11 protein-coding genes are annotated in these 15,812 nt (G+C 37.5%); 9 read left to right on the top strand and 2 right to left on the bottom strand.

The window, feature by feature from the left end; genetic code table 11:
• Nucleotides 1-176 precede the first annotated feature (176 nt).
• The 5 genes from BIV16_RS09250 (at nt 177) to BIV16_RS09230 (ending at nt 6,034) form a co-directional block, all read left to right on the top strand.
• Nucleotides 177-566, top strand: a complete 390-nt coding sequence (locus tag BIV16_RS09250; protein ID WP_075680043.1) for a hypothetical protein — start codon at nt 177-179, stop codon at nt 564-566.
• On the top strand, nt 556-918 hold the full coding sequence (gene tnpB / locus BIV16_RS09245) for an IS66 family insertion sequence element accessory protein TnpB (protein ID WP_075680044.1): 363 nt from the start codon (nt 556-558) through the stop codon (nt 916-918). Before BIV16_RS09250 ends, tnpB begins: the two co-directional genes overlap by 11 nt.
• Before the next feature lie 279 nt (nt 919-1,197).
• Nucleotides 1,198-2,799 carry an IS66 family transposase gene (gene tnpC, locus BIV16_RS09240; protein WP_075680494.1) on the top strand — a complete coding sequence of 534 codons (1,602 nt, stop codon included), beginning with the start codon at nt 1,198-1,200 and terminating at the stop codon, nt 2,797-2,799.
• Nucleotides 2,800-2,889: 90 nt separating this feature from the next.
• Nucleotides 2,890-4,515 (top strand): transglutaminase domain-containing protein, encoded by a 1,626-nt coding sequence (locus BIV16_RS09235; RefSeq protein ID WP_075681972.1) that lies wholly within the window; start codon nt 2,890-2,892, stop codon nt 4,513-4,515.
• A 19-nt stretch (nt 4,516-4,534) separates the two neighbouring features.
• Nucleotides 4,535-6,034, top strand: a complete 1,500-nt coding sequence (locus tag BIV16_RS09230) for a glycoside hydrolase family 25 protein (protein WP_075681970.1) — start codon at nt 4,535-4,537, stop codon at nt 6,032-6,034.
• Nucleotides 6,035-6,106: 72 nt separating this feature from the next.
• Here BIV16_RS09230 and BIV16_RS09225 read toward each other — a convergent pair whose 3' ends face one another.
• Nucleotides 6,107-8,149 (bottom strand): DUF5722 domain-containing protein, encoded by a 2,043-nt coding sequence (locus tag BIV16_RS09225; RefSeq protein ID WP_075681968.1) that lies wholly within the window; start codon nt 8,147-8,149, stop codon nt 6,107-6,109.
• 213 nt (nt 8,150-8,362) lie between these two features.
• Here BIV16_RS09225 and BIV16_RS09220 point away from each other — a divergent pair, with 213 nt between their 5' ends.
• From BIV16_RS09220 to BIV16_RS09210, 3 genes are read left to right on the top strand one after another with little or no spacing between them, the layout of a single operon-like run.
• Nucleotides 8,363-10,813 carry a glycosyltransferase family 2 protein gene (locus BIV16_RS09220; protein WP_075681966.1) on the top strand — a complete coding sequence of 817 codons (2,451 nt, stop codon included), beginning with the start codon at nt 8,363-8,365 and terminating at the stop codon, nt 10,811-10,813.
• 6 nt (nt 10,814-10,819) lie between these two features.
• Nucleotides 10,820-12,760: a glycosyltransferase family 2 protein gene (locus BIV16_RS09215; protein WP_075681964.1), complete on the top strand. Its 1,941-nt coding sequence runs from the start codon at nt 10,820-10,822 to the stop codon at nt 12,758-12,760.
• A gap of 4 nt (nt 12,761-12,764) precedes the next feature.
• Nucleotides 12,765-13,187, top strand: a complete 423-nt coding sequence (locus tag BIV16_RS09210; RefSeq protein ID WP_075681984.1) for a GtrA family protein — start codon at nt 12,765-12,767, stop codon at nt 13,185-13,187.
• Between the two features lie 40 nt (nt 13,188-13,227).
• Here the strand turns inward: BIV16_RS09210 and BIV16_RS09205 are convergent, their stop codons facing one another.
• Entirely contained in the window at nt 13,228-14,148 is a 921-nt protein-coding gene (locus BIV16_RS09205; RefSeq protein ID WP_075681962.1) for a glycosyltransferase family 2 protein, read from the bottom strand.
• A 261-nt stretch (nt 14,149-14,409) separates the two neighbouring features.
• Here BIV16_RS09205 and BIV16_RS09200 point away from each other — a divergent pair, with 261 nt between their 5' ends.
• Nucleotides 14,410-15,807, top strand: coding sequence for an ArnT family glycosyltransferase (locus BIV16_RS09200; RefSeq protein WP_075681960.1), 1,398 nt, complete (start codon nt 14,410-14,412; stop codon nt 15,805-15,807).
• Nucleotides 15,808-15,812: the final 5 nt, after the last annotated feature.

Below are 15,812 nucleotides of genomic sequence, written 5' to 3'. Positions count from 1 at the left end.
TGTATTGCAAAAATGAGGCAGAGACGGTAGAATGAACATATGTAAACGCACCATAGTGCGTATATAGATTGCGCTATGAAAATTTGAGAAAATAGACCCAACAATTAATATTCATCAAAAAAGTTTAGTCTAAAAAGTTTAGTCTAAACTTTTTTGACACAAGGAGGGCTTCTATTATGAAATCTCAAACATCTATAGCATCACGCAATTGTCGTATACAAGAATGGGCTCAAATGATTCAAGATTGTAACAATCGGCCTGTTGGAATGTCTGTCAGCGAATGGTGTCAGGAACATTCTATTACCACCGCAAACTATTATTACCGAATGACTCAGGTTCGCAAAGCCTGTTTGGATTCGCTTCCAAGCGAGGTTGTTGAACAAGCGATTGTTCCTGTTCCTACCAATCTAATGACAAATGGTAATTATTCTTTTGCAGAAACAAATCAAGAGTGCGATGAATCATTTATTGAACTTTCAGCGCATGGTGTGACTCTTCGTGTTACAGAAAACACATCATCTTCACTTTTATCAAAAGTTCTTGGGGTGCTTGCCCATGTTGAATGATGCCACTTGTTTTAAACAGATTTATATCGTTTGCGGCTACACGGATCTCCGTTTTGGCTTGGATTCATTAGCTTCTATCATCGAATCCAAAACAGGAAGTAGCCCGTACGTTCCTGATACGCTTTACCTTTTCTGTGGTCGCAAGACTGACAGAATCAAAGGATTGGTGTGGGAAAAGGACGGATTCTTGCTCTTGTATAAGCGCCTAGAGAAAGGGAACTTCGTGTGGCCAAGAAATGAATCCGAAGTACGAGCACTTACCAGTCAGCAATTTCGTTGGCTCATGGAAGGTCTAACAATTTTTCCAAAGAAAACGGTTCAAGAGATCCGACCGCCAGAACATATGGCATAATGATTGTGCAAAAGGTAGAAATTTCAGGGGCATCATTCCTGGGTTCTAATATGGTAATTACAATCATCTGTAAGTCCAGTATTCTGCATTATTAGCGTGTTATTGCGCTTTTAGGTAATTGTAATTTATATCCATTGTTTTGAAAACTCTGCATTTACAAGGTCTACAAATCCCTTGTGGGAGCTTACAGGCATAGGCAATTTGCCGAATTTTGAAACGAACAACATTCGCAATTTAAGTCCATATCCGCTATAATAGACCTTAGAAAAGAGGTACATTATGGCGATGGAATATACAGAAGAACAATTGAATAATTTTGACAAGGCTACCCTTATTCAACTGTTTTTGGCACAACAATCACAACTCAAAGATATTGATCGGAAACTGCAACTGTTGTTGGAACAGGTCGCTGTATTGAACAATAACCGTTTTGGGAAGTCATCTGAGAAACTTGATGTAGATAACCAGATCAGCTTCTTAGAGGTTGATGGCAATATCGTTTATTTTAATGAAGCAGAAGCTGTTGCAGCCCTTGAATGCTCAGAGGAAGAAGAAACATCGAAACCTCATAGTAAAAAGAAAAAGGGGAAACGCGCTGCTGACATCAAAGGTCTTCCAATCGTTCCGGTTGAACACAAGATGACGGAAGACGAGTTAATCGACGAATTCGGAGAAGATGGCTGGTATCAGCTTGAAGATGAAGTATACCATCGCTATCGTTTTACCCCAATGAAGATTGAAATCGAAGAACATCACGTTGGCGTGTATAAATCTAAAAAGGACAATCATTTCAAAAAGGCAGATCATCCTGCTTATTTACTAAGAAACAGTCTTGTTTCACCATCTTTGCTAGCAGGCATTTGGAATGCCAAATATGTTAATGCAGCACCTCTTTATCGTCAGGAACAGGAATTCCAAAGAATGGGTCTTAACATCGATCGCGCGGATATGGCTCATTGGACCATTCTATGTGCAGAGAGATATCTCTCAATCTTTTATGATTATCTGCACGAGAAAATGTATGACTATCATGTCTTACAAGCAGATGAGACTCCGGTTCTTGTTTCAAAAGAAAACAGAACTACCGGAAATAAGCATTACATGTGGGTATACCGTACAGGAAAGATGTATCTGAATAAGCAGATCATCTTGTACGAGTACCAACCATCTCGTAATGCCAGTCATCCACGAGCTTTTCTTAAAGATTTTCAAGGAATTTGTCTGACGGATGGCTATCAGGTCTACCATACGATTGAAAAAGAACGCGAAGACCTGAAAATCGCTGGGTGCTGGGCACATGCAAGACGTCGCTTCGATGAGGCTGTTAAGGCTCTACCAAAGGCAAACCAGAAAATGTCTCTTGCATATCTGGCATTGAAGCAAATCCAAGCAATCTATCGCGAGGAGAACAAGCTTGGGGACATGAATCCGGATGAACGCCTGAAACATCGTCAGTTGACTGTAAAGCCACTGGTGGATGCTTATTTTGCATGGGCAAAACAGAATCTCATGTCTGTTCCGCCGAAGAGTAAGACAGCAAATGGATTTACTTACTCCTTGAATCAGGAAAAGTATTTGAGAACATTCCTTGAAGATGGAGAAGTGCCAATCGATAACAATTCGGCAGAACAGGCAATTCGGCCATTCTGTGTAGGCAAGAAAAACTGGGTTATGATTGATACCATCGCAGGGGCAGAAGCAAGTGCAATCATTTACAGCATTGCAGAAACTGCAAAGGCTAACGATCTAAAACCTTATAATTACTTTGAATATCTTCTGACAGAGATTCCAAAGCACATGGATGACCATGATGCAAGTTTTTGTGAAGATCTGCTTCCTTGGTCAGACAAGCTACCAAAGGAATGCAGAAAGCAACTTTAAAACCAACGCCGCTCTTTGGAGCGGCTAATCAAGTATTAGTACCGACTATGGTGCGTTTACGAACATATAAATGGAAAGGAGATATGGGGTATGTTATTTTGTGAAAAAGTGAAACGAATAAGAAGACAATTTCTGGCATTTGCATTGATTGTATTTACACTGGTAACAGCAGATACAGGGAATGTGGTGTTTGCAGATGAAGTGAATACGGAGCAAAAGAATGGCTATCAGCAGGCAGTTCTTTATGAGGCGACAGATGGACAAGTAGACCAGATTGAGAAGAATTATGCATCAACAGCAGAAATTTCATCATGGAAGGATTATAGTAACTCATATTTTTATAATCAATTGAATTCGCAGCAGAAGGCGTTTTACGATAGATTAGATAGTGTATGTATGAATTATTTGGTATCCTCGAATGATGCCAATTACAGACAAGATACCTCTGGAAACAATGTGTCTGGGTATACAAATTATGTGTCATACGAGGGATTGGAAAAGGATGAGGCGTTTGTTATTGCGCAGATTTTTAGAAATTCTAATCCACAATATTTTTTCCTGTCAAGTGAGTATGGAAACTATATAGTCAATGGTCAAGGATACATGTGTATCGGTATGTATATGGATATGGTTAGTGGTGCACAAAGGGCTAATTATAGAAATGAATTTCAAACGGTTATAAATAGCTGGATGGACATTATTAATAGGAATGAAACAGATTTAGAGAAAGAAAAAGCAGCATATGATTTGATTATGGATAACACTATATATTCTACATGTGAATATGATCAAAGTTGTGTAAGCGTTTTTTTAGAAGGAAAATCAGTATGCGCAGGATATGCGCAGGCGATGCAGTTACTATGTAACGGTGCTGGAATAGAGACAATAGCAGTTACAAGCAGCGACCATGAGTGGAACAAGGTGTATTTGTACGGAAACTGGTATAATGTTGACTGTACGTGGGATGATGTTGGAAACGCATCGGATAGTTCCTATTCATACCTTAATATTAGCGATAGCAGAGTGGCACAAGGAAATTCAAGTCACAATCCAGAAAATATTTGGACAATTTATACATCAATTCCAGAATGTAATTTAGATACTGTTGTAATGCCAGAAGAAACAGTATCTATCACGGGAGTATATATACCAGATGACGATGCTGTTAATATACGGGCAGGTGCAGTCATTGATACAAAATTAACAGATGTTACATATGAGTGTACCGTGATAGATTATGACTATGCAACATATGGCACAGCATATTTCCCAGAGGTGAAGAGAACGCAGGATAAAACGGACAATTGGATGACATACACACCATCCCATCCGGGAATGTATGGATTTTGTTGGAGAGCTTATAGAAATGGGGAAATTGTTTCAGAATATGGTGCAACACATTATTTTGCAGGTAACCAAATTAACAGTGCGATGATATATGTTCCTGACAGGAATGTAGATACACTTAATTTTGGAATGGTATTTGATGCAACGACAAGGGAAAATGTAAGAATACAATGGTTTTTATATAGACCAGATGACAATGTATATGAAGCAATTCTTGCAGACGATTTGGTACAAAATATTGGAGAATGGCAAAGCTGGACTAAGAAGTCAGGTCGTTATTGGATTATGTGTAGAGTTACAGCTGTAAATAATCCGGCATCGTCAATGTGTTGGGGGGTTGAAGTGAGAAATGGAGTAGTAATTGATTAGAAATAAAAGGAAGGTAAATATGAAACGAAAAATAATTTTTATATTTGGTTGTATTGGTATCTTAAATTTTGCCACGGTTCTTACGCACGCAAGTGAGGTGCCAGACACTCAATTAGAGACAGATGCAAGTGAAGTGTTAAATAATCAAGACGAAATGGATTCAAAGGAACTTGAAAAAAGCCTTATGAATGGAATAGAATCGTTGCCGGATGATCCGGAATATGTAAAGCTTTTAGAGGAGCGGATGGCAGATTTTTATTCACCAAGATATGAAGCATTTTCATATGAAGGTTATACACATAATGATAAGTTTAAAGACTGCAAAATAAGAAATGGTGTAGATGTATCCCGTTACCAGGGAAATATAAATTGGAATAGTGTCAATAATTCCGGAATGGAGTATGCATTTATAAGAGTTGGTTATAGAGGATATTCCGGAGGAAATCTCGTTGAGGATTCAAGTGGAAAAGATAATATACAGAACGCCTTAAATGCCGGAATGAAGGTTGGTGCATATATATTCTCCCAGGCGATTACGGAGGCCGAAGCAATTGAGGAAGCGGATTTTGCATTGTCTAAGATTTCGGGGTACGATATTACAATGCCTATTGTAATTGATTATGAATATGTAAAGGCGGGAAGATTGCAAAATGCGAATTTGTCAAGAGAGCAAGCAACGGCTATTGTGAATGCATTCTGCGATAGGATCCAGCAGGCAGGATATACGCCAATGGTTTATGCAAATAAGAGTATGTTGGAGGATAGCTTAAATGCGGGAAACATTCCACATAAAATCTGGTTGGCAAACTATACAAAACAGACGACATATGCAGGTGATTATGAATACTGGCAGTATACTGAGAGCGGAAAAGTAGATGGTATTACAGGAAATGTGGATTGTGATTTTTGGTATGATTCTTCAGATGATGCAATAATTACAGGAGTTTACATACCAGATGATGACGCTATTAATATAAGAGCGGGAGCAATAATAAACACGGATGATTCTGATATTACATATGAATGTACCGTGATAGATTATGATTATGCAACATATGGTACGGCGTTTTTTCCAGCAGTAAAGACAACAGCAGACAAAACAGACAATTGGATGACATATACACCATCTCATCCAGGAATGTATGGTTTCTGTTGGAGAGCCTATAAGAATGGTAAAATTATATCAGAATATGGTGCAACGCATTATTTTGCTGGTAATCAGATATCTAATGCAATGATATATGTGCCAGACAGAAATGCACAGACGCTGGACTTTGGAATGGTGTTTAGTGCAACGGATAAAGAAAATGTAAGAATTCAGTGGTTTGTGTATAAGCCAGATGAAGGGGTATACGAATCAATTCTTGCGGACGATTTAGTAAAAAATATTGGAGTATGTCAAAAATGGACAAAGAAATCCGGTAGATATTGGATTATGTGTAGAGTTACAGCTACAAATAATCCGGCTTCAACAATGTGTTGGGGAGTTGAGATTCGAGATGGGAAGGTAATTGATTAGTGAAAAAAAGCCTGTGCAGATGGTTACATCTGTACAGGCTTTTTTGATATTATCTAATAATATTATAAAAGTTTACGGATCAATTACAACTCCGTCACGAACTTCAACTCCCCAACAGAGGCTTGAACTTGGGTTATTGATGGCTGTAACTCTACACATAATCCAGTATCGGCCAGGTTTCTTTGTCCATTCTTGCCATTCACCTAAATCTTTTACTAATCCATCTGCAAGAATTGCCTCGTAAACATTATCATCTGGGCGATATAAGAACCATTGAATTCTTACATTTTGTCTATCTAATGCATCATATACCATTCCAAATCTCAAGGTATTAGCATTGCGATCAGGGACATAAATTTTAGCACTTGAGATGACGTTTGGTGTACCAAATGCATGAGTTGCACCGGCCTCCGCAACAATGGAACCATTACGATAAGCTCGCCAGCAAAAACCATACATTCCTGGGTGGGATGGTGTATATGTCATCCAGTTATCATATTTGTTTTTGGTTGTTTTTACCTCTGGATAAGGAGAGGTACCATAAGCAGCATAATCATAGTCAATTACGGTACATTCATAGGTTAGATCTTCACTGTTTGTATCAATTACAGCACCAGCTCTTATTTGTTTGCCGTCATCGTCTGGAATATAAACGCCAGAGATAGTGACAGGACCATTTGTAGTACTTGAATAATTATAAATAATATTATCGGTCCAATTTGAAATACCAAGAACATTTAAATAATAGCTTTCAGAGGCAAGGGCTGGATTGCTGTCCATATATTTAAATACGTTATAAATTTGACGTTTGGTACCATCTTTAGCGAGAATTCCCATTTCTCTAAAATCCCAGCCAGTGTCGGTCCATGGTTGATAAATGCATGCGTCGATCATACTGTCTCGTTCTGCAGCCTTGTATGTGTAATATAAGGATGCAGCCTGATTAGCTTCACCAGCTCTTGAGTCATATCCAAATTCTGTTAATATGATACGGTGAGAGGAACCATAGTTGTCTTTTACAAAATTTGACAAAACTTCAAGGTTTGCACCAGTAAGGAAACCGGTGTATTCATTGTGAGTTAAATATCCATTTTGGGAAGATTTTTCTGACCACATAAGCCAATCAGATGGGTTGTCAGTGGAGCCGTATGGAACAGGATATGGATGAAAAGCAAGGTTCCAGTTCTTATCTGTTTCATATTTAGCAAATTCTTCTAGAAATGTTTTGGATGGGATGCCGGTTCCATTGTCAAAGTTCCAAATATTATCTAAACAAACATAATTTTTTGCAGAAGGATTTACATCCTGAATGGCATTATACATCAAGTTGTAGGTTTGCGCAGCAATAATTACATTTGTTGTGACATCAATAGTTCCACAGTAATTGCATTGTTCAGGACTGTTAATCTCACAGCCAACAATCCAGTTATTTACATAAGGACACTTGGTCACAAGGTAATGGAATGCTGCAGCAAGAATTTCCTGGGATTCTGCTGTTGATGTATTTAATGCATAATAATTATGGCCGGCTTCTCTACCAGAAGGGAAAATAAGCTGTTGCAGAGCAGGGTCATCAGACCAGCTCATGTTTACCTGTGCTGTTAAAGTAATCCCTTTATCACGAATTTCTTGCATTCTTAAGAATGTATAGTATAACTGTTGTCCTTCGTAATTGTTATAGTAGTAGGTTTTCCCATTGTATACGAAAGGCTCTCCAGTGCCGTTTGTACTGACTAATTCAGTTACATCAATGTTAAATAATGCGTGATCAACACCAAGTTCGATTGGATCATCGTAGTATGGTGTGCCAGGGTCTGTCCAATAAGATGCGATAATTCCTTTTTTCCCAGTTGGAGATGAAACTACTGTTGTTGCGTGTTGGGAAGCTCCTTTTGAAATGATTTGAGTTGAGCTCTCATCTGCAGTATTTTCATTCAAATTACTGATATCATCAGATGGGGTAGAAACAGTGTCTTCTGTTTCGGAAGCATCGTTCTCTATTGGAACTGTTTCATTTTCTGAATCAGATGCGTATACATTATGTGCAGGAATAAATAATGAAAAGAACATTATAAATGTAAGGCATAATGCATAGAAACGTTTTAATTTGTGCATAACTCGTCCTCCTAAATTTATTAAATATTTACAACTAATTTTAACACAGAATGTGTGGGGATTCAAAAGATATCCAGGTATAATACGAAAACAGGAAAAAAATGGAGAAAAACGGCTATTTAGATTAAATCATATGCGCAAATAGACTTTATACAACTTTTATGTTAGAATAATCCTCGTAACTTAGCTTAAAAGAATGGAAAAGGGTAAAAGATGGAGAATTACGATTTTATATTAGAAAATTTGAGATTTCATATATATGAAGAAAATACGATTATCTTTTTTGGATGGTATCGTGATGACAACCCAGAAAAAAGATACTTAGAAGTATTTTTAGATAAAAAGAAACTTGAAATAGAATACCATAATCAGGCAGGAATACCAGTCAGACAAAAGTACCTGCGTTATAAGGCAAATGTAAGTGAGGAGATACAGGGGATTGTCCATTTGCCGGATAACTGGAGAGAGGCAAAAGAATTACGGATTTACTGCGTCAATGGTGACAAAAAGGTATTAACGATGGCTTTGAAGTCAGACTGGCTGCAAAGAAGACGTGATAGTATAGAGTGTTATGTGGAGACAGATCAATACGTAGATGGAAAATTGATACTGGCAGGTTGGGCCGTAGCAGATGGAGAGATAAAATATAGGCTGGTAGATCACAAAGGAAATGAGATTAAATATGAAATCACTAGAAATTACAGAAGAGATGTAAAGGCTGTATTTGAAGAGATTGATGATGATTACATGTGTGGTTTTAAAATTGAAGCACCAGTAAATAAATTTAATCGAGGAAAGCTTTTCTTGTCGTGTGGTGAGAAGGAATCTGTATATGATACAGCTATTCGCAGTCTGAATGCAGATGGAAAAGAGCCAGGTGTTTTCGTGAAAGGAATCAATTACCTTAGAAGATACGGATTGGCGGCTGCATTGATAAAAACGAAGGCAAAATTGCTAGGTGAAAAAGATGTAGATGATGCAAAGTTTAAATATAAAGAGTGGATTCAAAAGTATGGGGTAAAGCAAGAGGAATTGGAAGAACAGAGAAATACAACATTTGCTTATCAGCCAACATTCAGTATCGTTATTCCACTTTACAATACAAGACCAAAGTATTTAAAAGAAATGGTGGATTCCATTATAGGACAGACCTATACCAATTGGCAGCTTTGTCTTGCGGATGCTTCGGAAGATAAAAGCTTACTTAGTCCATATTTGAAAGAGTACGCGCGGAAAGATTCAAGAATTGAATACAAGGAATTAGAAGAGAATAAGGGAATTTCAAAGAATACAAATGCTGCAATTGAAATGGCGGCAGGGGAGTTTATCGTGTTAGCAGACCATGATGATATTATGCCGGCAAATGCACTGTTTGAGTGTGCAAGAGTATTAAATGAGGATGCTACGATAGATATTATTTATTCAGATGAAGACAAGGTAGATATGAGTGGGAAAAAATATTTTGAACCACATTTTAAATCTGATTTTAATATAGACCTTTTATGTAGCATGAATTATATCTGTCATTTGTTTGTCGTAAAAAAAGAAATTATCGAGAAAGTCGGTATGCTCCGTTCGGAATTTGACGGCGCGCAGGATCATGATTTCATTTTGCGCTGCACGGAGGTGGCAAAGAATATAAAGCATATTCCAAAGATTTTATATCATTGGAGATGTCATATTAATTCTACGGCTTCCAATCCAGAGAGCAAGATGTATGCCTTTGAAGCCGGAAGAAAAGCGGTTCAGGAGCATTACGACAGGATTGGGATTCCGGCAGAAGTGGAACATGGACAGTTTTATGGAATGTACAAAACAAAATTTTTATGGGAAGGACAGCCATTAATATCTATTGTTATTCCAAATAAAGATCATGTTGATGATTTGAAAAAATGTATGGATTCAATAGAGGAAAAGTCAACCTACCGAAATTTTGAGTTCGTTATTGTTGAGAACAATAGTACAGAACAGGAAACGTTTGATTATTATAAAGAAATCGAAGAGAAAGAAAATGTTACAGTTTTGTACTATGAAGGTGAATTTAATTTTTCTAGAATTAATAATTATGGTGTAAAAAATGCTAAAGGAGAATATATTCTTCTCCTGAATAATGATACAGAGATTATTAATCCAGATTGTCTGAAAGAAATGCTAGGATATTGCATGCGCGATGATGTGGGAATTGTGGGAGCAAGATTATATTATGAGGATGATACAATTCAGCACGCAGGAGTAATTCTTGGATTTGGTGGAATGGCGGGTCATGCATTCATAGGTTTGTCCAGATTTGATGATGGCTATTTTTCGAGAATTATTTGTGCACAGGATTTGTCAGCTGTAACAGCTGCATGTATGATGGTCAAAAAAGAGATTTTCGAGGCAGTAGGCGGCTTGACAGAGGAATATCGTGTCGCTTTTAATGACATTGATTTTTGCATGAAGGTTCGCACATTAGGCAAATTAATTGTGTATAACCCGGCAGCAGAATTATATCATTATGAATCAAAGTCAAGAGGATTAGAGGATACACCAGAGAAGGTGGAACGGTTTAATTCTGAGGTTGCAAGATTTATTGAAAGTTGGAGTAAGGAGTTAGAAGCAGGAGATCCGTACTATAATCCTAATTTGACATTGGATAAGGCAGATTTTTCGTTAAAGGAATAAGAAAAAATGAAACCAACCCCATATAATATTTTAAAAGGAATCCGCTATCTAAAGCATTATGGATTCCATGAGTTTCTCATTCGATTAAAGGAAAAAAGTGAGCCGGAAGACATTTCTTATATGGAATGGCTGAAAAAACATTCGATGGGAAAAGAAGAGCTGGAAAAACAAAGAAAAAAATCGGATTCTTGGAAAGATAGACCACGTATTAGTATTGTGGTTCCACTGTATAACACACCGGAGACATATTTGACGCAGATGATAGAATCGGTGCAGAATCAGTCCTACACGAACTGGGAGTTATGTCTTGCAGATGCGTCCAATCAGAAGCAAGTTGGAGAATATGTAAAAAAATATCAACAGACAGATGCAAGAATCAAATATCAGAAGCTAGAAAAAAATGACGGAATCGCAGAAAATACAAATGAAGCAATCAAGCTTGCAACAGGATCTTATATTGGCTTGTTAGACCATGATGATTTGTTAGCTCCAAATGCACTGTTTGAAATGGTATCAGCGATAACTGTACCAGAAAAGATAGTACAGTCTGGTGTTCATTGGGAGACCTATAATCAGAAGTGGAATGAGGTTAGTTCTTTTCAATTAGAAGAAAAAGGTACACCAGATGTCCTTTATTCGGATGAAGATAAGGTGACGGAGAATTTAGCAGAGTATTATGCACCTCATTTCAAACCGGATTTTAGCCTGGATTTATTGCGTTCCAATAATTATATTACACACTTTTTTGTAGTAAAAAAGGAGATTGTGCAAGAAGTTGGAGGATTCCGCAGCGAGTTTGATGGCGCACAGGATTATGATTTTATTTTCCGCTGTGTAGAACAGGCACATAGGGTGGTGCATATTCCGAAAGTCCTGTATCATTGGAGAATGCATCAGGGTTCTACCGCAGCAAACCAGGACAGCAAATCCTATGCATTTAATGCTGGGCAAGAGGTGGTTCAGGCTCATTTAAACAGAATGAATGTTCCAGGAAAAGTTGAACTGACACCAAATCTTGGATTTTACCGTGTAAAATATCCGGTCAAGGAAGAAGCTATGATTTCAATTCTGATTCCGAGTAAGGATGAAGTCGATTCTTTAAAAAAATGTCTGAAATCAATTGCAAAATCTAACTACCATAACTATGAAGTGATTGTAATTGAGAATAATAGTGAAAAAGAAGAAACATTTTCTTATTATGAGAAGATTCGTACCGATAAAGAAGTACCTGGAAAAGAGTACTTTTACCGTCAGGATGGAAGTGTGATGCCAGTTAAGGTTGTGACATGGGAATCGGATGGTATTTTCAACTATTCCGCAATTAATAATTATGGTGCACGTTTCGCAAAGGGAGAATATCTGATTTTATTAAATAATGATATTGAAATTTTGACACCAGACTGGATGGAAGAATTGCTAGGAACTTGTCAGAGGCCGGAGGTTGCTATTGTAGGTGCAAGACTTTATTACCCGGATGATTCTATACAGCATGCAGGAATTGTAGTGGGAATTGGTGGACATGCAAGAGGTGCAGCATCAAACATGCTGACGGGATGTCGTAGAATCCATGATGGGTATCTTCATAAAGCAGCAATCCAATTGAATTACAGTGCGGTGACGGCTGCATGCATGATGATTCGCAAATCAGTATTTGATGAGGTTGGTGCTTTTACCGAGTATCTGTCTGTTGCATTTAATGATGTAGATTTGTGCCTGAAAGTGCGAAAAGCAGGATATGACATTGTATATGATCCATATGTGGAAGCATACCATTATGAGTCAAAATCACGTGGACAGGAAGACTCCGAAGAAAAAGTTCGAAGATTCCAGACAGAGATTGAATATATGAGAACAGAATGGAACGATATTTTAAGATATGGAGATCCGTATTATAATCCAAACTTCTCAAGAGTGAAAAATGATTACAGTTTAAATGGAATGGATTAGAAAAATGAAAGAAAAAATGATAGATTTATGGAAAAAATATAAAGAACTTGTATTATATCTGGTTTTTGGTGTAGGAACAACAGTTATTAATATTATTGCCTATTATGTCTGCGCACACCCACTCAGAATCAATACGGTTGCAAGCACCTGTGTAGCCTGGATTTTGTCTGTATTATTTGCCTATGTTACCAACAAGATTTGGGTATTTGAGAGTAAAAGCACAGATGTTGGAGTGATTATACAGGAGATTGTTTCTTTTTTCAGCTGCAGATTGCTGACAGGTTTTCTAGATGTTGCATTGATGTTTGTATTTGTGGATGTACTGTCGTTCAACGATATGTGGATGAAGATTATTTCAAATGTCATCGTGATTGTCTTAAATTATGTGGCAAGCAAGCTGTTAATTTTTAAGAAAAAGAATGCATAAGAAAAACGAGTTACTGAACAACCTTCAGCAACTCGTTTTTTTATTTCTGTTCATCAATAATAAACGGAGGTCTTTTCCTGGTTGCATCATAGATTCGCCAGATATACTCTCCAATAACACCAAGGGATAACATAATAAGTCCAATTCCCATCAAAAGAATGATAAGTAAGGATGCATAGCCCTCCGCCGTGATAATTCCCATGCACTTATGAACCAGGGTTACAATTAATAATATAACAGAAGCAAAGGAAGTTAGAATACCGATGCCACTGACCAACTTAATTGGAAAACTGGAAAAACCGTAAAAGGAATCAAGCGCTAATTTCACTTTTTTGGAAAAGGTCCATCTTGAAGTCCCAATGGTTCGCTTTCTTCTGGTATATGGAACGGTTGCAGTCTGAAAACCGCTCCATAGTACCTGTCCCATAAGGGAAGTGTTTTTTTCCTGCATATCAACGAGAAGGTCAATAATCTGACGGTCAATTAGGAAACTGTCGAATCCGCCTTTTGGCATGGTTGGAAGTGCAATTTTTTGCATGATGGTCGCATACAATGAAGAGAGGGCCTTTTGTGTGGCTGGCTCATCGCGGTCTGCACGTGTTGCGAGTACGACCTTATTTCCAGTCTCATATTTTTCCAACATGTCAAGAATCATTTCGGATGGTTCCTGAAGGTCAGCTGCTTTTCTGACAGCACAGTCGCCGCTGCATTTCGAAAGGCCTGCAAGAATGGCGGCATGTTCGCCAAAGTTACGGGATAATTTTACCAGAACAATCTTGGAATCTAATTTTGCAAGCTCCTGCATGACGGAATAAGAAGCATCTTTCGAACCGTCGTCGACAAGAACGAGCTCATAATTCCAGGTGAGTTTCGCAAAGACCTTTTCACGGAGGTCATTGTATAGGGGAAGCAGATTTTCTGCATTATAGTAAACAGGTACAATAATAGATAATTTTTTCATAATTAGTTAGAGACTCCTTACAATATAATGATAAATAACGATAACAATATGAAATGTAACATTTTGTCATATAATTTTAATAAAATACTAAGATATCGTTTGTTGTAATTAAAAATTTATTGTTTTATAATATATCACCGTAGCATTATAGCACAAAAAAGATAGAGATAAAGTATGAGATATAAATTTTAAAAAATTCTTCATATTAAGGATATATACTTAGAGGTGCAGGAAAGTAGTAAAGTATGGAGATAGAGTGAAATGGGTAATGGAAATATTGTTGAAATGAAAAAATATCAGAAAAAGGAAAAGTATCTAGAGAGATTATTTGTCGTGTTTGTATTTGGTCTGCTTTTGGCATGGTCCTGTTCGATTCCAGCGATGGGAGCCCCGGATGAGGAAATGAAGATGGACATCTGTCGGTATTTGGTGGAGAATCATAAACTGCCACATGGCGGAGATCCGTCCATTCGAAATGGAATATGGGGGATATCCTATGCATTTATGCCAATTTTGTCTTATATGATAAGCGCAGTTTTTGTGAAAATGGCATCTTATTTTACAACGGATTTGATGGCGCTTTATGTGGCGGCAAGATTTACGAGTGTTTTATGCGGAACGGCAATGGCAGTTATGGTAATTAAAATTGGTCATAAGTTGTTTTGCGGTGCAAAGCAGAGATGGATATTTATTGTTTCTGCAACAATGTTGCCGCAGGTGGTGTATCTTGGCAGTTATTTAAACAATGACTCGCTTGCACTTTTCTCAATTTCTGTGATTATCTATGCATGGATATCAGGGCTAGAGAGTGAGTGGAATTGGAAAAGTGTAATTTTGCTTGGAGTGGGGATAGGAGTCTGCGCATTATCCTATTATAATGCGTACGGATTCCTGCTTACTAGTGTGATTTTATATATTGTATCATGGTTTTTAAAAGGCGCTAAAAATATAGATTGGTATGCATTTTGGAAAAAAGGTATTATAATCACAGCAATTGCAGTTGCAATAGCAGGGTGGTGGTTTGTTCATAATGCGATGACTTATGACGGCGATTTTCTGGGAATGCAGACAGAGAATGAGTATGCACAAGAGTATGCAATGGATGGATTTAAGCCATCACAGTTGGAAAACTCGGAAAATGTGGGAGAGTCTCTGCCAGAAATGCTGATTACAAGAAGATGGATTAAGACAACATTAATGAGCTTTTCTGGTATATTGGGTACATTTGCAATTATTCCGTTGAATAGAATGTACTGGCTCTACATTTTTACAATTGCATTCGCACTCTTGATGTGCCTCTTACAATACGGAAGTTCCTCTTTTCGAAAGACAAGAATCCGGGATAAGAAGCGCATTTTACTTGAGGTGACATTTGGAATCAACATGGTGATTCCGGTTCTTTTAAGCGTGTATTATTCGTATTACAACGATTTTCAGCCACAGGGCAGATACATCATGCCAATGTTAATTCCACTGATGTATTTTGTGACAACGGGCGGGTGTACTTTCGTGGATTTTGTGACGACGAAGGGAATTATGGAAAAAATTTCAACGAAAGAGAAAATACGTGATGTTGTATATCGTGTGATACTGTTATGTGGCATGCTTGGACCGGTACTTTGTCTATTTTTATTAAAAAAATATTTGTACTTAATTTAGAAAGG

Source organism: Roseburia sp. 831b (genome assembly GCF_001940165.2).
Taxonomy (GTDB): Bacteria; Bacillota; Clostridia; order Lachnospirales; family Lachnospiraceae; genus Roseburia.
Note: the sequence above shows the minus strand (reverse complement) of the source record. Positions and strands in the feature narration are given on the sequence as shown.